General features: G+C 62.3%; 14 protein-coding genes. 11 read left to right on the top strand and 3 right to left on the bottom strand.

Annotation, left to right across the window (positions count from 1 at the left end; genetic code table 11):
• Positions 1-97 precede the first annotated feature (97 nt).
• From BCV67_RS00830 to BCV67_RS00820, 3 genes are all read left to right on the top strand, one after another.
• Positions 98-535, top strand: coding sequence for a hypothetical protein (locus tag BCV67_RS00830; protein ID WP_156455711.1), 438 nt, complete (start codon positions 98-100; stop codon positions 533-535).
• Between the two features lie 46 nt (positions 536-581).
• A complete protein-coding gene (locus BCV67_RS00825) occupies positions 582-848 on the top strand; it encodes a hypothetical protein (RefSeq protein ID WP_065868000.1) in 267 nt (88 codons plus the stop codon).
• Positions 849-988: 140 nt separating this feature from the next.
• Positions 989-1990: a fimbrial protein gene (locus tag BCV67_RS00820; protein ID WP_082746445.1), complete on the top strand. Its 1002-nt coding sequence runs from the start codon at positions 989-991 to the stop codon at positions 1988-1990.
• Between the two features lie 33 nt (positions 1991-2023).
• On the opposite strand, the gene BCV67_RS00815 is transcribed toward BCV67_RS00820, so the two are convergent.
• The gene (locus BCV67_RS00815) at positions 2024-5053 is read right to left on the bottom strand and encodes an ATP-binding protein (protein WP_062166028.1); all 3030 of its coding nucleotides are present in this window, start codon (positions 5051-5053) and stop codon (positions 2024-2026) included.
• A gap of 116 nt (positions 5054-5169) precedes the next feature.
• On the opposite strand from BCV67_RS00815, the gene BCV67_RS00810 reads away from it, so the two are divergent.
• The 5 genes from BCV67_RS00810 to BCV67_RS00790 all read left to right on the top strand — a co-directional run bounded on the left by BCV67_RS00810 (position 5170) and on the right by BCV67_RS00790 (position 12084).
• The gene (locus BCV67_RS00810; protein WP_156455710.1) at positions 5170-6678 is read left to right on the top strand and encodes an EAL domain-containing response regulator; all 1509 of its coding nucleotides are present in this window, start codon (positions 5170-5172) and stop codon (positions 6676-6678) included.
• Positions 6679-7029: 351 nt separating this feature from the next.
• On the top strand, positions 7030-7572 hold the full coding sequence (locus tag BCV67_RS00805; RefSeq protein WP_062166024.1) for a fimbrial protein: 543 nt from the start codon (positions 7030-7032) through the stop codon (positions 7570-7572).
• Between the two features lie 106 nt (positions 7573-7678).
• Positions 7679-8431 (top strand): fimbrial biogenesis chaperone, encoded by a 753-nt coding sequence (locus BCV67_RS00800; protein WP_062166023.1) that lies wholly within the window; start codon positions 7679-7681, stop codon positions 8429-8431.
• 165 nt (positions 8432-8596) lie between these two features.
• On the top strand, positions 8597-11170 hold the full coding sequence (locus BCV67_RS00795) for a fimbria/pilus outer membrane usher protein (protein ID WP_062166021.1): 2574 nt from the start codon (positions 8597-8599) through the stop codon (positions 11168-11170).
• 218 nt (positions 11171-11388) lie between these two features.
• Positions 11389-12084, top strand: coding sequence for a response regulator transcription factor (locus BCV67_RS00790; protein WP_062166019.1), 696 nt, complete (start codon positions 11389-11391; stop codon positions 12082-12084).
• A gap of 48 nt (positions 12085-12132) precedes the next feature.
• Here the strand turns inward: BCV67_RS00790 and BCV67_RS00785 are convergent, their stop codons facing one another.
• Together BCV67_RS00785 and BCV67_RS00780 are read right to left on the bottom strand one after the other, a co-directional pair.
• Entirely contained in the window at positions 12133-12309 is a 177-nt protein-coding gene (locus BCV67_RS00785; RefSeq protein WP_156455709.1) for a hypothetical protein, read from the bottom strand.
• A 270-nt stretch (positions 12310-12579) separates the two neighbouring features.
• Positions 12580-13254, bottom strand: coding sequence for a response regulator transcription factor (locus tag BCV67_RS00780; protein ID WP_062166015.1), 675 nt, complete (start codon positions 13252-13254; stop codon positions 12580-12582).
• A 503-nt stretch (positions 13255-13757) separates the two neighbouring features.
• Between BCV67_RS00780 and BCV67_RS00775 the strand changes: the two genes are divergently transcribed.
• From BCV67_RS00775 to BCV67_RS20395, 3 genes are all read left to right on the top strand, one after another.
• The gene (locus BCV67_RS00775) at positions 13758-14051 is read left to right on the top strand and encodes a hypothetical protein (protein ID WP_156455708.1); all 294 of its coding nucleotides are present in this window, start codon (positions 13758-13760) and stop codon (positions 14049-14051) included.
• Between the two features lie 370 nt (positions 14052-14421).
• The gene (locus BCV67_RS00770; protein WP_062166010.1) at positions 14422-15330 is read left to right on the top strand and encodes an AraC family transcriptional regulator; all 909 of its coding nucleotides are present in this window, start codon (positions 14422-14424) and stop codon (positions 15328-15330) included.
• A gap of 478 nt (positions 15331-15808) precedes the next feature.
• Positions 15809-16540 (top strand): alcohol dehydrogenase catalytic domain-containing protein, encoded by a 732-nt coding sequence (locus BCV67_RS20395; protein ID WP_062166008.1) that lies wholly within the window; start codon positions 15809-15811, stop codon positions 16538-16540.
• The last annotated feature ends 126 nt before the right edge of the window (positions 16541-16666 follow it).

The raw sequence follows: 16666 nt of genomic DNA, 5'->3' as shown, positions 1-16666 counted from the left end.
GCAATGAGACTGGGCTGATGACGCCGGTTCCACCGGTCGCCGCCGGAAAGGCGAAGCCTGACGAAACAACTTCCTGATCGACGACTGCGGTGCTGCCGTGACCCTGTCAGCGTGGGGGCTGAGCGGGCTGAACAAGGCATCCGGTGTGCACACGCTTTCCTGTTTGCTGCTGCTTGCAGCCGTGGCCGCGCCCGCCGGGCCAGCGGTCTACAAATGCGAGGCGGGCGAAGCCGTCGTCTACCAGTCCGATCCCTGCATAGGCACCGAATTGAAACGATGGCGCGCGACGCCTGAGCCGGTCGACGCGGCCGCGTTGGCACGCCTTGAGCTGTTGCGTGAGCAACTGCGCGAGGGGCATCGCAGCAGAATCAGGGCGCCGCGCAAGGTGGGGCGGCAAGCGGTGGCGCCGCGGCGGCAGGATGCCTGTGAGCGTGTGCGGTTGGCGCGTGACAAGGCCTACGCCAAAGCCGGTTTGAAGCGCGACTTCGCCATGTCCAGTGTCTGGGACAACCGCGTCCAGCAGGCCTGCCGTTAGGCGACGTGGCAACGCCACATGCGCCAGACGTGGTCGCGCATTGGGGATGACCGATGAGCAGTTTTACTGCATTCGCGCTGTCATCGCTTGCGTGGCGGTTTTGCCAGATGAATCCGGCCAGTGGCGTCTTGTACTCACGCCGGTTCTCGGACGGGGCGCAGCCTTAACGCTACCGTTTGGGACCTGTCCTATGTCGGCCGATGCGATCGCCGCCTACGCTTTGTTGCGTGGTCATGGACGAATCCGCAGCCCTTGCAGGCAGGTATTCGGCGAGCAGGGTCAGGCAGTGATGCTCTGGGCAATGATGTCCTGAGTGGTGTTCACGCCGTCCTTGCTGGCTGTTGTGCAGGCCCGCGCAGTCTTTGTCGAGCGGAGAGCTCTCTTTGTTGCGCCTGTGGGCCCATGTGCCGCACAGGCAGCAACTGAACGATCCCCGAAAGGAGCAGGTTCGATATGAAAATCCGAGGTTGGCTTTCCATTCTGCTCGTCACTGTGCTGGCGATGACGGTGCTGCCATCCAGTGCCTGGGCAGCAATCACCTGCAAGTCGACTACGGGCGAGCCTGCCGTGAACTATGTTGGCGGCCTTTCCACGGTGCATATCAATCCTGATGTGCCGGATGGTACGGTCCTGGCAACGCGTTCCGGATGGTTCGAGCTTCATCGGCCCCTCACCATTACCTGCCAGAACACACCCCCCGAGGGAATCCTGGGCGTATGGGAGGTAACCACCGGTGCCGAGGTTGGCCAGAACATCCATGCGACCGGAATTGCCGGGATAGGCGTGCGTGCAGCGTTCGCGACGGGTCAATTTTATCCGACTTCGGCAATTTACGGACGTGATTTCTACCCCGTCAACCTGAAATACCTGAGCCTGGAGATCATCAAGATCGGCGACATCACCGGCTCCGGCACGCTGCAGGGAGAAATTGTTAAAGCCACGGTTCCTGCAGCGGACGGCTTCCAGTTGTGGTCGATCCGTTTGAGCAACCCGGTGACCATCTCGCCACAGAAACCAACCTGCAAGGTGGCAACGCCAGCCGTTGAGGCGTTTCTCGGCAATGTTCAGCTCAGTGCATTCGACGGCGTAGGTAGTTCCTCGTCGGCACGGCCGTTCTCCATCGATCTGATGTGCGGCGGGGGCCATGCCGCAGGCTTGGTACAGGTTGCGGCAACGATTACCGACGCGGGCAATCCCCTCAACCGCAGCGACAGGATGGCATTGAGCGCGGCTTCCAGTGCCAAGGGTGTGGCCATCCAGGTGCTCAAGGACGGCGAGGTGCTGAAATTCGGGCCGGATTCCTCTGCGGTCGGTGCTATCAATCAATGGTCTGCCGGGCATGCCGGCAATGGCTTGTTCCGCATTCCACTGACGGCACGCTACCTGCAGACGGCGGCAGTCATCGAACCGGGTACTGCGAATGGACGGGCGACCTTCACGCTCAGCTACCCATGAGCGTGATGAGCCGCTTTCGCTGACAGCGGCAGCTCATTGCTGCCTGCGCGTCAATGCGACGTGGGCCAGGGTATCGAGTTCGGTGAGCGCCGCTTCCAGCTCGCCCAGGCTTTTTTGATCCAGCATTGCCTCCATTGCCGCGCATCTGTCGGCGATGGCCGCCTCATGGATGAACGCAAAAGCGCCACGCAGTGAGTGAAGGTGCTTGCCTATGACGTCGACGCGTTGGTCCAGCGTCATTGTCGGTGATGCGCCCATCAATGCAGGCTGCAGTGCGTGCCTTATGGCAACGAGCGACTCGTCCAGTGACGCGAGCAGCGGCGCATGTACTTCGTCTGGCAGCGGGCCGGTGCCGATATCGACGCGCCTGTGCACGCTGGCAGCTGCCAGCACCTTGTCTGAAATCTGTGACAAGGCGTTCTGCAAGGTCTCCAGCAACACCGGCTTGATCAGGATGCGGTTGATGCCGGCCTCCTGGCTGCGCAGCCGGTCGCGATCGGATATATGTGCGGTGACCGCGATGATTGGTGTGGCCACCTTGCGGTTGCGCAGGCAACTGGCGAAGGTGTAGCCGTCCATGCCGGGCATGTTGAGGTCGGTGAGGATCAGGTCGTAATGCTGATGGGTGAAGGCGGCAATGGCCGCGCCGCAGTCTTCGAAGGTGTCGGCGCTGCATCCCAGGGTCTCCAGCTGCATCTGCAGGAGTTTCCGGTTGGCCGGGTGATCGTCGACCACCAGCACATGCAGTGCTGCACCTGGCCGAACAACAACGGCCATCGGTACATCGGCGGGCATTGCTCCCTTGGCAGGTTGCAGCGGCAGGTTCACCAGGAACGTGCTGCCTTTGGCCGGTTCGCTCCTGACCTCGATGCTGCCGCCCATCAGCTCGGCCAGCCGCTTGCACAGCGCAAGCCCAAGGCCGGTGCCCCCATACCGCCGGGCGATGGTTGAATCGGCCTGGGAAAAGGTGCTGAACAGGGAATCGCACTGTTCCGCCGTCATGCCGATGCCGGTGTCGCTTACCCCAAGCACCAGGGCCGAATCAGGATTTTCGTCATCCTGCAGATAGAGCTCGACCAGCACGTCGCCGGTTTCGGTGAACTTGATGGCGTTGCTGATCAGGTTGAACATGATCTGGCGCAGGCGGGTGGGGTCCCCCAGGTAATGCGGCTGCAGGGAATCATCAACGATGAGATCGATGGCCAGCCCTTTGGCGTGCGCCATCGGCGAGAACATCGCGATGGACTGCTGGGCGATCTCCTTCAGATTGACGGGGATGGACTCGACCGTCATCTGCCCGGATTCCACCTTGGAGAAGTCCAGGATGTCGTTGATGATGTTGAGCAAGGCGGCGGAAGACGAGGTGACGGCATGCAGCCGGCTGCGCTGGGGGTCGTCCAGTGTGGTCCTTTCCAGCAGCTCCAGATTGCCGAGGATCGCATTCATCGGCGTGCGGATTTCGTGACTCATGATTGCCAGGAAGGTCGACTTGGCCTGGTTGGCGGCTTCCGAGGCAGCGCGGGCGTTCTGCAGTTCCTGTTCGACCTTCTTGCGCAGGGTGATGTCGGTGAAGTTGCACAGCAGTACATCCTCCCCGCGGTACTTGCTTGGGACGATGCTGACCAGCAGTGAACATTCCGCTTCGTCTTCGGTCTGGATCGTCAGTTCGATGCCGGGCGAGGCGATCGTTCCAGCGCCGTGGCGGTGAAACGCCTGCAGAAAATGCTGGTGCAGCGGTGTTGCGGAAGCCGACAGGCGCTGTGCATAGCGCGTCATCACCGCGTTCTTCAGCAATACCTCCCCGCTGCCCAGGGAGAGCAGGGCCTGGCCGGACGGCGCTGCTTCCACCATCGTCCGGTTCAGGTTCTCGCTTTCCACGATCCGCTCTGAACGCACATAGCCGGGGCGGAATACCTTTCTGTCGATCAGCAGAAGTGCGGCCCAGACAATGCTGATCGCGAGCAGCATCGCCGCGACGTAGGCCAGCAGGGTGGGCCAGAGCGCAGCGAGGATCGTCCGCCAGGAGAAGGTGTGGATCAGCTGCCAACCTGCATTGGCGCTTGAAATCACTTCGGTGGCGACGAACCGCCCATCCTTGTTTTCAAACCGGCCTTTGCTGCCCGGCGGCGCCGCAGCAGCCCAACGTGCGATTGGCAGCCGCGCCAGCGCTGTGGCACCGGGCTGGCTGTTGCCAAGGAACAACTCGCCATCGGCATTGACGATTACCCAGAACTCATCGACCTGCGAGGCATCGAGCAGGGGGGTGACCAGTTCCAGCGGGTAGGAGGCGATGAATACCGCGAATGGGCCGGCGTCGCTGCTGGCGACCTGGCGCAGATGCAGCGAGGGCTTGCCACTGAGCGGATCCACCGATACCGGCAGCCAGGCTGGCCCAGCCGCCTGTGCGGGAGCGGTGCGGCTGGCCTTGAAGGTCATGGCCTGGTCGGGCACCAGGCGCTGGATCAGCGCCGGATTGGCCTCGCGTGCCAGCGCGGCGGGCAGGTTGGCGTCCGGCAGAGGGCCGGCGCCGAGGAAGGTCTGCTCCGGGTTATGGAAGTAGATGGATGCGCTCAACGCACGGGCGAAGGTGCCCGCCTGGTGGCTGACTTCGTCGGCAAGTTTGAGATACGGCCCATAGCTGGCGGCTTGGCCGCCCTGCAGGTCGGCAACGACCAGCACGTGCGGCGAATTCGCCGAGCGCTGCAGGGTCATGCGGCCCTTGCTGTCCGCAAACCTGTACAGCAGATCCGGATCAGGGTTCTGCCGCGACTCCCAGGCGTATTCCTCCTGCGCGGTGGTGATCCGCAGCGCGCCCTCGCGGACGGCAAGCGTGGACTGCAGGGCGATGCGGCGGCTGGTCTGGTCGGTGTGGCGTTCGGCGATGTAGTCGCGGATCTGCGAATGGATGACCACGGCAGTGACGGCGGCCAGGATCAGCGTGGTGATGATGCCGCCGCCATAGAGCAGGCCACGCTGATGGCGGCTCAGCAGTTTGAGTGCATTCGCGCGACCGGATGGTTGGGGCCCTGTTTCGCCTGTTGCGGTACCCGTTTCGGAGACCATTTGAGATTTCACTCATTAGCGGCTACTGCCGGTTGCTGCGCTGAAAACCTTGTGTCACGGCCTTGTCCGAAGCGTGCCGGATGAATATTCGGACTTGGCTGATGTAGCGGTGGGCGTTGCGCTGGAACAATGACCCCATCGAAAACACATCCTTCCCAGCTACCGCCGCTCCTGGCGTGGAGACATCCCCCATGAACGCTATTGCCAAATTTGCATCGCCCCAACCGGATACCCGGATGATCCACAATGCGCTGGTAGTCGACGGTAACGAACTGCAGCATCTTCCGATGGCCAAAGTGCTGCGTCAATCAGGGGTGTCTGAAGTCGTTTCTGCCCTGGATGGCGACCGCGCCGTCACGGCACTGCGGGAGCGCCGCTGGGATCTGGTCATTCTTGACCTGGATATCGTCGACCTCACGGGCCTGCAGGTGATCGACCTGTTGGCGGAGCGTTGCAAGTCGACCCGTCTGGCGGTGGTGAGCAGCCAGCCCAGTCGCATCTTGAATGCCGCGTCCGCCTATGCGGCGCATCGCGGCCTGAACGTGGTGGCTGCAGTGCGCAAGCCACTGAGGCCGGAGCAGATCAGGAACATTGTCGCTGCCTCGACCGACACGGTAGGCGACGCCCGCGGCGCAGCGGCCATGCCATTCCAGCCGGTGTTCTCCAGCGACGAGCTGCGCGGTGCCTTGCTGGAGCAACAGATCCAGGCGTATTTCCAGCCCCAGCACTGCGCCATTACCGGGCTGCTGCGCGGCGCCGAGGTGCTGGCGCGCTGGCACCGTCCGGATGGCTCGGTATTGGCGCCTGCACAGTTCCTGCCGGCGTTCGAGCGTGCTGGCCTGCTTGAGCCGTTCACCGACTACATGCTGTCCTGCGCTTTCGACTGCATTGCTGCCGAAGGTCCGGGTTCTTCGCTGCTGACGGCGGTCAATGTGCCGGCGCGGGTGGCGGCCGGCGTCCATTGGGCGCAGAGCGTCGCCGACCACGCCTACCATGCGGGTGTCGACCCGGGTCGGGTGGTGATTGAAATCACCGAGGACGGCGGTGAGCTGTGCAATCCGGCGTTGGCCGGTGCGGTCACGCAGCTGCGCCTGCGTGGCTTCAATTGCGCCATTGATGACTTTGGCAGCGGCGATTCCTCGCTGGACCGGCTGCTGCAGGTGCCGTTCAATGAGTTGAAGATCAACCGCAGCATGCTGGTGGAGGCGCGTGAGCACGCCCATGCGCGCTGCCTGCTGGCCAGCACCATTGCGATGGCGCGGCAGATGGTGGCGACGGTGGTGGTTGAAGGCGTGGAGACCTACCGCGATCTGGACATGGTACGCAGCCTTGGTTGCCATACCACCCAGGGTTACCTGCACGGGCGGGCGATGCCCAAGGCAGACTACGTGAACTACATTGCAGAGCAGCTCCGATCGGGACGCCGTCATCTGCGTCGTGAATTCAGGGTTGGCTTGCGGCATTGGCAAACAGGCGGATTTCGCCGCCTGACTCACCTTGTGATTGTTGCTTCCACAGCCTCCGGCCCTCTGGCCGGGGGCTGTTTGCTGTGGGTGTCGGAAAGGCATCCCTGGGCCGGGCAACTTTCGGTTGATCTGCTGCTGTGCGAGTTGCTCCTTCCATGATTGAGGAAAGGTAGAGCGAACAAGCAATGGAGATTGCGTGCGTGCCAGCTGCGCCTCTGTTCGAGGGCGGCGTGCGATGCAGACGGGAACGCAGCCGGCGCGCAGGAGTATCGTGCTCGTCCGCACCTGCCGATATCAGTACGGCAATGCGGCGGCGGCGGATGCATGGCTGGACGCACGCTGAAAGAGGACGCCTGGATGGCGAATTTTTCCTTGGTTTTAGGATTGGTCCGATTACGCATCGGGAACACTAATCCTAGGATTGTCGTGCGGGAAGGGCGAAGGAAAGCAATCAGATTTCTACTTCTTTTCGCGTCAGTAAATTCATACACAGACATAGGAAAAGTAACGATGAAGAACCTCTCTCTAGTCGCCGCCATCGCTGTCGCCGCAACCACCCTCGCTTTCGCAGGTCGTGCGCATGCCTCGGATGGTTCCATCCAGTTCCTGGGAAACATCACCGCCAGCACCTGCAAGATCAACGGCGGTGGCAGTGCCAGCAGTTTCCAGGTGGACCTGCCGCCGGTGAGCACCACAACCTTGGCCGATGCCGGTTCCACTGCGGGCCGTACCGGTTTCAACATTGAACTTACCGAGTGCAATCCGACCTCGGGCAGGGTCTCCACGTTCTTTGAAGCGGGCGAAAGCGTCAACTCGCAGAACGGCAACCTGATCATTGCCGCCAACGGCGCCGAGAACGTCGAGCTGAGCCTGCTCAACGACAAGCAGGAGAAGATTTTTGCCGGTGCCGAAGCGGCTGCGCAGAACTCCCAGTGGGTCGAGATTGGACCGGGCGTAATGATTTTGAAGTACTTCGTCGAGTACCAGTCGCTGGGCGGCGCCACTGCAGGCGAAGCCAACAGCCACGTCCAGTACACGATGAGCTACGAGTAAGTCGCAACCGCCGGCAGTTGCCAGAAGTGTGCTGCCGGCGGGCTGTGGCCCGCAACGATAGTGATCAACAACCAGTGATCAACAACTCTTTCGAATGGGTGGAACGATGAAAAAATCTTTTCGTATCAGTTTGACCGCACTTGCACTTGCAATGCTGGGCCTGAGCGCCGGCGCGAATGCAGGGGTTGTGATTGGAACCACACGGGTGATTTTTCCCGAGAAGCAGAGTGAAGTCAGCATCAGCTTGAGCAACGACGGCGTCACGCCCGCCCTGGTTCAGGCCTGGCTCGATGATGGCGATGCCGGCATGGCGCCGGAAGATGTGGATGTGCCGTTTGTGCTGACCCCGGCGATGTTCCGGCTCGATCCGGGCAAGGGCCAGACCTTGCGGTTGATGAAGACTGGGCCGTTGCCGGCCTCCAAGGTTGAACGGCTGTACTGGTTGAACGTGCTGGAAGTGCCGCCAAAGGCCACTGATGAGGCCGAGAACCGCCTGCAGCTCGCATTGCGCACCCGCATCAAGCTGATGTACCGCCCTGCGGGCCTGGAGGGCTCGCCTGAGCAGGCGCCCGCACGTGTGCGTTGGTCGCTGGTCCGGGACGATGCTGCGCAAGGGTACGCATTGGTGGCCAATAACCCCACTGCCTACATCGTCAATTTCGGCAGCGTGACGTTCAGCGTTGGTGGCCAGAGCCACAATGCGGGCGCCGGACATGTGCTCCCGGGTGCCAGTACGCGCTTCCGCCTGGCAGATTTCAAGGGCAGTACGTCAACTTCAGCGGTCGTGAACTACAGCGCGATCAACGACTGGGGCAGCGGTGTTGCCGGCAACAGCACGCTCACCGAGCCCGGCAACTAGCCTGCCAAGCGCGCCGCTGCCGGTTCGTTTGCCAACAAGCCGGTCTGTCCGCGGTGGCCTGCAACGAACGCCACCAGCTTTTTTTCGACACCCACTATTTTCGCTGGCGACCCGTGCACTGCGTGCGTGGAGCGTGCCGGTGTCATTCCCAGGAGGCACAGCACCATGAAAATTGTGCCGTTCCAGTCGGCCCGTAGCCCGCGCAGGCTTTGCCAGCGCCCGCTGGTGCTGTTGATGGGAGTGATTCTGTCGGCAAGCTGCGTCTCTGCGGCCGCCGAGGTTGCCTCCGCTGGCGGCGGCCCACCGCAGGTTGAATTCGACAGCGCGTTCCTGATCGGCAGCGCAGGCAGCAATGCCGATATATCGCGGTTCGAACGCGGTGATTCCGCGCCTCCCGGCGATTACCGGGTTGATCTGTACGTGAATGACCAACGCATTGGTCGTACCGATGTCAGCTTCCGCAGCGCAGGCGCGGCCGGGCGCGTGCAGGCATGCATCACATCTGATCTGCTCCGGCGCACCGGCGCGGACCTCAGTCAAGTCTCTGCGGAAGTTCCGGAGACAATGGCTGCCGACAGTGACTGCGTCGGTATTGATGCCGTTGTTGACGGCGCACTGGACGTGTTCGACTTCGCGGCGCAGCGTCTGGATCTGTCCATTCCCCAGGTTGCCTTGCTGCGCACGCCGCGCGGCTATGTGAACCCCGACAGCTGGGATGCCGGTGTATCTACCGGATTCGTCAACTACGCACTTGATGGCTACACCGCCGACAACGGTTCCGGGCGTAGCTCGCAGGCGTATCTTGGCCTGGACATGGGCATCAACATGGGCAGCTGGCGCTTGCGCCATGACGCGAGCGCAAGAATCGGCGATACCGGCGAGCGGCAGTATCAGGCAATTGCCACCTATGCAAAGCGTGATGTCGCCGCGCTGGGCGCGCAGCTGACCATCGGCGAGGATTACACCAGCGGCGAGCTGTTCGACAGCACAGGCTTCCGTGGCATTCGCCTGGAAAGCGATGACCGCATGCTGCCGGAATCGCTGCGCGGCTATGCGCCGGTGGTCAGCGGCGTGGCCTATACCAATGCACGTGTCACCATCCGCCAGAACGGCATCATCGTCCATGAGTCGACGGTAGCACCGGGCGAGTTTCAGATTGATGATCTGTACGCCACCGGCTACGGCGGCGATCTGGAGGTCACCGTGCAGGAAGCCGATGGCAGCACGCAGCAGTTCTCGGTGCCGTTCGCGTCGGTGCCGCAGTCGCTGCGCGCCGGCGTTTCACGCTATAGCGTTGTTGCCGGTACCGCGCGCAGCACGGTGCTCAAAGGCGATCCCGCCTTTGCACAGGCAACCTGGCAGCGCGGTATATCCAGCCTGGCCACCGGTTATGTCGGTACCACGTTGGCCCAGGACTATCGTTCCGCCATGGCGGGTGTGGCCCTGAATACACCGCTGGGTGCCATCGGCGCGGATGTCACCCATGCGAGCACCCGCCTGCCCGGACGCGGCAGCCACAGCGGTGCCAGCTATCGGCTCAGTTACGCCCGCTTGCTGCCAGCTACCGGCACCAACATCACCCTGGCCGGGCATCGTTATTCCACCTCCGGGTTCCTCGCCCTGAACGAGGCGCTTGCCGCGCGCGAACTGCCTGCGGACGGGGACTTCGATTCCATCCAGCGTCAGCGCAACCGGGCTGCGCTCACGGTCGGGCAGAAGCTGGGTGCGCGCGGTGGACGTTTGAATGCCACCGCGTCGCTCGCCCACTACTGGAACCGCAGCGGTTCGGACCTGAGCTATACGCTGGGTTACAGCGCCAGTTATCGCGGCGTTGGCTACAGCCTGTCGGCACGTCGCCAGCAGTCGGGTTTCGATCGCCCGGCCACGCACTATTCCGCCAATGCAACGTTCTCGCTGGGCAAGGTGCGGCCGCTCACGGCAACCGCAAACGTGGCGCAGCTGCAGGACGGACGCAGTCAGTTCCAAAGCACCCTTATCGGTGCCATCGGGGCTGATGGCGCGCTTTCCTACGGGGTCTCCGCGCGTACGGCGTGGGGTGGCGACCAGTCAGCCGAACGTTCCGGCAGCGTGAACCTGGGCTATCGTGGCCGCGTCGCGGTGCTATCGGGCAGCGCCAGCGTTGGCGCGCAGAGCACGCAGGCGTCGTTGAGCGCGCGCGGGGCGATCATTGCCCATGGCGGTGGTATCACCTTCTCGCAGCCGGTATCCGAGACATTCGGTCTGGTGCACGTGCCGGATGCGCGCGGTGCAAAGGTGCTGAATGCGGCGGGGGTAAAGGTCGACCGTCGCGGCTATGCGGCGATTCCCTACTTGTCGCCTTATCGGATCAACCGGATTGAGATCGACCCCAAGGGCCTGTCCACCGACGTGGAATTGAAGGCCACCAGCCAGCATGTGGTGCCGCGTGCCGGCCTGGCACCGTTGCTGAAGTTCGACACCACGTTTGGTCGCTCGGCATTGCTGCAACTGACAATGCCGGGCAGCGGCAACCTTCCTTTCGGCGCTGCGGTGGTTGACGACAGTGGTGCGGAAGTGGGCGTGGTAGGGCAGGCGGGCAGGGTGTTCGCGCGCGGCCTGCAGGAGAGCGGCACTTTGAGCGTGATCCAGGGAGAGGACGGAAACCCCATCTGCCGGGTCGACTATTCGCTACCGCAGCGGCCCCAGGGCGGTGCGTTGGCGCAGGTTGCGGCCACCTGCATCGGCAGCCCGGCGCAGTGAGCGCAACGCCATGATGCAGGTGCCGATGCTGGGCTCCGCGAGGCGAAGGAAGGGCGGCAGCTCGCGCAAGTTGGCTTGCAGTGGCTGCCTTGGCCTACAGAGCGCTATCTCGAAGACCGATGTGACAGGGATTCTGTCCTGAAGTAATCTGCACGCCACAGGGGGCTTCCTCGGCTGGGATTGGCCAGTTGCCGTTGCACTCCAGGGAGAGCGTCACCATGAGTGGTTTCAAGATCAAGGTGATTTTGGCTGACGATCACCCGGGCATGATTGCAGGGGTCAAGTACGAGCTGTCATCTGTAGACACGATTGAGCTGGTCGGCACCGCGGCCGATTCCACCGAGTTGATGGCCCTGCTCAATGGGGTCGCCTGTGACGTGGTTGTCTCGGACTATGCAATGCCGGCGGGCGATTTCGGCGATGGCATCGCACTTTTTGGAATGATTGCCAGGCGGCACCCGCAGGTGAAGCTGGTGGTGCTGACGATGCTGGACAATCCAGCGGTGTTGCACACCCTTCTCACCCAGGGCGTCATGTGCATTGTCAGCAAGTCGGATGCGTTGACCCATCTGGTGCCGGCCGTGCACGCCGCGCATGGCGGGGGAAAGTACTATTCGCCCACGATCGAGAAAGTGGTGCAGAGCATCGAGCTCAACCGGCGCAGCCGCAATCCGGCGGGGGTACTGAGTATCCGCGAGTCCGAAGTGGTGCGTCTGTATGCCTCGGGCCTGACCGTCAACGAAATTGCCGAGCGCCTGCACCGCAGCAAGAAGACCATCAGCACGCAGAAGGCCAATGCGATGGAAAAACTTTCCATCGAGAAGGATGTTGATCTGCTGCGCTATGCGATGGAAAACGGCCTGGTTACCTCATCAGGCGGTGCGCCGGCAGCATCGGACCCAGGCGGAACCTGAGCGGCGGCAATCCCTGCCGTCCAGCTCGCGGTCCCACGTTGGATGCTGTCAGTCGATATCCAGCCCCAGCTTGCCCGACTCCCACTGCATCATGATTTTTCGCCGCCGCTGCGGTGATGCATACATGAAGAGATTGAGGGTTTCCAGAAACTGGTTCTTCTGGATGGTGGAGAGGCGTGCGAAATCTATTAGCAGTCGCCTGACGTCCGCGGTTTTCTTGTCCATCACTGTGTGTTCTCGGCCGCAGCTCATAAGCAAAGCACGCATGCGAGCGCCAGGTTGGCGCCGCACAAGGAATTTGCTCATGGTGTGTCAAGCGCACAGGTGCAGCCATAGGACCCGTCCCAATCAGGCGGATTTTTCCTGTCCCTACCGCGGCATTCCCGTTCGGATTGATCCTGCGTTGTTATTGGCGGGCTGCAATCCAATGATGGAAAAGTAGGTGCTCCGATCGGGGGATATTACGGTGCCTAGGCTTCGATAACTGGTTGGGCTTCATGCCCGGGCGACGCTGGGGCCCATCTCTGCGTCGGCCAGGCCCGATTCGATGCCATAGCGCAGCAGGTCCACATCACGCTTGAGCCCCAGTTTCAGCATCGCCGCGCCTTTCTGGGTGCTGATGGTCTTCTTGCTGCGGCTCAGGCGCTCGGCGATTTCGTTGACGGTCAAACCCGAAACAAAGAAGCGGATGACTTCCAGTTCGCGGGTTGTCAGCATCTGCACGCCGGAGCTGCCGGAGGTAACCGCACCGGCGATGTCGGTGATGGTGGGGGAGAGGTAGCGCCCGTTGGCGTATGCACCGTGCACGGCCGGCAACAGGTGATTGAGCGAATCGGATTTGCTCAGGATGCAGGAGATGCCAAGGCTCAGCAGCGAATGCACGATGCCGGGGTTCTCCAGCATTGTCAGTACCACGATCTTGATCGAGGGATAGCGCTTCTTGATCAGCTTGAAAAGGGCAATGCCGTCGCCGTAGCGCCCGCCGGGCATCGAGTAATCGGAGATCAGCACGTCGCAGGGGTTCCGCGCAAGCACATCCATCAACTCGGTCGAGTTGCGAGCAGAGCCCATTACCGACACCGTGCCGCTTGAGGTAAGGACGTACTGAAGGCCGGCACGCACGGCGGAATGATCGTCCGCGAGAACGACGCGAAGGGTGAGTGGCTTCATGGCGGATCGGCTTCAGTTGTTGAACGGGAGAGGCCTGTTGAGAGGAGGCTGTGGCGCTGCAGCGTGTGGGGCAGGAGGGGAAACGAAAGGTAGGTACGCGCTTTCCATTACTTTATTTGTGTACTGCCAGCAAAGTAAGCACTTGGCGTCTTATTCAGAGCGCCGCGTTTCTAGGACGGGTCTGATCTCGGATTTACATCCGGGACACGCATGCGCGCCGCGTGGGTTTGCTTGTGCAGCGGCTACCAGGGTTGCCGCAAGCCACGCCCCGTGGAGCGCTGCCAACGGTTGCCGCAATGAAGGAGCCGCAGGGAAACGCTTCTTTGCGTCCGTGGCGACGCCAGCAAGCCAGACGGGGAAGGGTGATGGCGGCCGTGCATTTACACGCGTCATGGCTGGGTGATCATGGAAGATCGCCCTACCTTCAGCGTCAAACCCCGGATCGGCAAGCATAAAGTGATGTATCACTTTATTATTGGCAGCTAATTGGCGAGGAAATGACGATGGCGGACCAGGGCGACAGCGAAAAACAGGATGCTGTGGAGCCAAAACGCAGGGGCAGGCCACGCCTTTACGCCACGCCCTTGTCGCAGGCCGAACGGGCCAAGCGTTACCGCAAGGCGCGGCAGTGGGACGAGAGCACTCTGGACGACTGTCGCGATCCAGTGTTGATGGACCGCCTGAGCTGGGCGCTGAAGCACAAGGAAACCTCGGAAGATGCGCGCGCAGCGCTGGACATCTATCTGGAAGAGCTGGTGCGCCGCCATCACAGCAAGGGAAAGGCCGCGTTGAAGTGAGTTGAAGCGGTGGCGGTACCTGCGTTGCTGATGCAGCCGGGCGGCTCCACCGGCCCGCTGGGACGTTGCGACAAAGTACGAGCGGGTACCTGGCCGCGATCAGAGGTAGGCCGGTCTGGCGATGCTGTCTGCTTACACCAAGGGCAAGTGGCGCTTCGAGCGCGGTGATGTTGATCCCGCTGACCCAACTTGCCTGCGGTGCATTTGCCGATTGCGGCCGGCCTGGGCGGGCGCTGTCAGGATGATTGGCGGGTCCAGTGCGTGCATCTCCCAAATACTGATGCCATCCATCTGCGGCAAACGAGCGGCTGTTGCGGCGAATGCTTATTGCGGTCATTTCATTCGGGCCGGTGCTGTTTAAGCTCCGCGCATGACTTCGTTGATTGACCTGCAGCACGCCATTGCACGGCACAGCGTTGCTGGTTTCACCCAGACCGCTGTTCCACGGATGGCATTGGCCCGCGCGGACAGCGTCAGCGGCGCATCGGAGTCTGTCTACGAAGCGTGGTTGCTGGTGGTGGCGCAGGGACGCGTGCGCATGCAACTGGGTGATGAGCCTTTCGAGTTGTCCGCCGAGTGTTACGCCCTGACCTCGGTGGACCTGCCCTTGACCGGCGAGGTGTGCGAAGCCAGTACGGAGCAGCCATTCCTCGCGCTTGCACTGAACCTGGAGCCGGTGATGCTGGCGTCCGTACTGTTGGACATGGGCGAACAGCTGCTCGATCTGTCGCCCTCCGCCGGCATGGGATTGGGCGTGTTGGGTGCGGATCTGCTTGATCCGCTGACGCGTCTGGTGCGGCTGCTGAATGAGCCGGTCGACATCGGCATGCTCGCGCCGCTGTTCGAGCGCGAGATCCTCTACCGGCTGCTGCTCGGCGAGCAGGGGGCGATGCTGCGCCAGCTCGCCTTGTCGGACAGCCGCCTGTCCAGGATAAGCAGTGCCATCAGCCTGATCCGGCGCGACTGCGCCCGACCGCTGCGGCTTGAAGTACTGGCCAGGGAAGTGGGCATGAGCCTGTCGTCCCTGCACCGGCACTTCAAGGCAGTGACCGGCATGAGTCCGTTGCAGTATCAAAAGCGGCTGCGCTTGCAGGAAGCACGCCGGCAATTGACCGCCCGCCAACAGAGCACCGCAAGCATCGCTTTTGCGGTGGGTTACGAGAGCCCATCCCAGTTCAGTCGCGAGTACAAGCGGATGTTTGGCGTCGCACCCTCGCGCGATGCGCTGGAAATCCGCCAGAGTGTGTTGCAGCCAAGGCGGGGCCCGATGGCGGACTGAATGGCTGCGCAGCTGCCACAGGCGTGACGCGCTGACAGGATCAGGCAAGGATCTGCCGATATCCATCTACCGGCAACGCCACCAACCGCTCTAGTCTTCAAGCCGAGGTTCTGTGGTTGTCGTCACCACGCGCAGCGTAGCGAGGGATGCTGTGTCGGCTGATGTCGCAGGGGTGTTCCGGAGTGGATTGCACACCTTTACGCCGGTATGGGCGTGGTCTCGCTCATCTGCGCTGCGGTTGCGGTACTACCGGCGATCCGCAGTACGCCGCGAGATGGCAGTGCATGCAGCGTATAGCGGTTGCCTGCTTGGCAGGGAATGTCGCAGACCGCTGTTGCTGCGACCGTGTACCCCAGTTGCCTGCGGTGAATAGGCAAGCTGTTCCTGCGTGTGCGGCCTCGGTTGCATTGCTGCGTGCCACCGCATTGATAGATCAACGTGCCTGCGTGAACAAACGTTTCCAGATGGAGGTAGTTCAATGAAAGCATCCGTGGTCAGCGCAATCGGTGGTGGCTTCGCCGTGCAGGAACTCGAGCTGGCACAGCCTTTGGACCGGGAAGTGCTTATTGATGTCAAAGCGTCCGGGCTATGCCACAGCGACCTCACCCTGGCCACCGCCGGTATTGGCCAGCCACCGCCGGTGGTGTTGGGGCATGAGGTTGCTGGCGTGGTAGTTGCAAAGGGCGCGCACGTTACCGGGATCAACCTGGGTGACCATGTGGTCGCCAGCCTCATCCAGTTCTGTGGCAGGTGCACGCAATGCCTGTCTGGCCATACGTATAGTTGCCTGCATCCGGAAGCGACCCTGCGCGGCCAGGACGAACCGGCGCGTCTGCATGCCCGCGATGGCAGCGTCGTCAATCAGGGCTATGGCCTGGGCGGTTTGCCGCCTACCGCACAGGTTGCGCATCAACAGGCGCAGTACCTGGTACGCACCCTGCAGCGGCGCTTGGGCGGCAAGGAGGCTCCCGATTTTGTCTATCGCGACTTCGGCGCCCTGGTATCGCTGGCGGACTACGACGCGTTCGGTTCATTGGGAAAGTTCGGCATCTTCAAAGGCGGCATCATCCGCGGCCAACTCGCCCAGTTCAGCCACGTCATGTTGTACCGCAGCCATCAGGCGCGCATTCACGGCTTCTGGCGTGGCGGCCTGCTCTGGCTGGTGGACCGCTTGAACGCGAGGCTGCGCGCGCCGATCAGATTGGATTGAGGCAATCTGGCCGCATCGACACGCTGCGGCCCGGTATGCGTCTTGGTGTTGCGAAAGGTCGATGGCGTGACTGCAGCCGATGCCCCTTGCGGAATTTTGCTTACAGCTGCGCAAGCAATGCAGCGC

The organism is Stenotrophomonas nitritireducens (genome assembly GCF_001700965.1).
Lineage (GTDB): Bacteria > Pseudomonadota > Gammaproteobacteria > Xanthomonadales > Xanthomonadaceae > Stenotrophomonas > Stenotrophomonas nitritireducens_A.
Note: the sequence above shows the minus strand (reverse complement) of the source record. Positions and strands in the feature narration are given on the sequence as shown.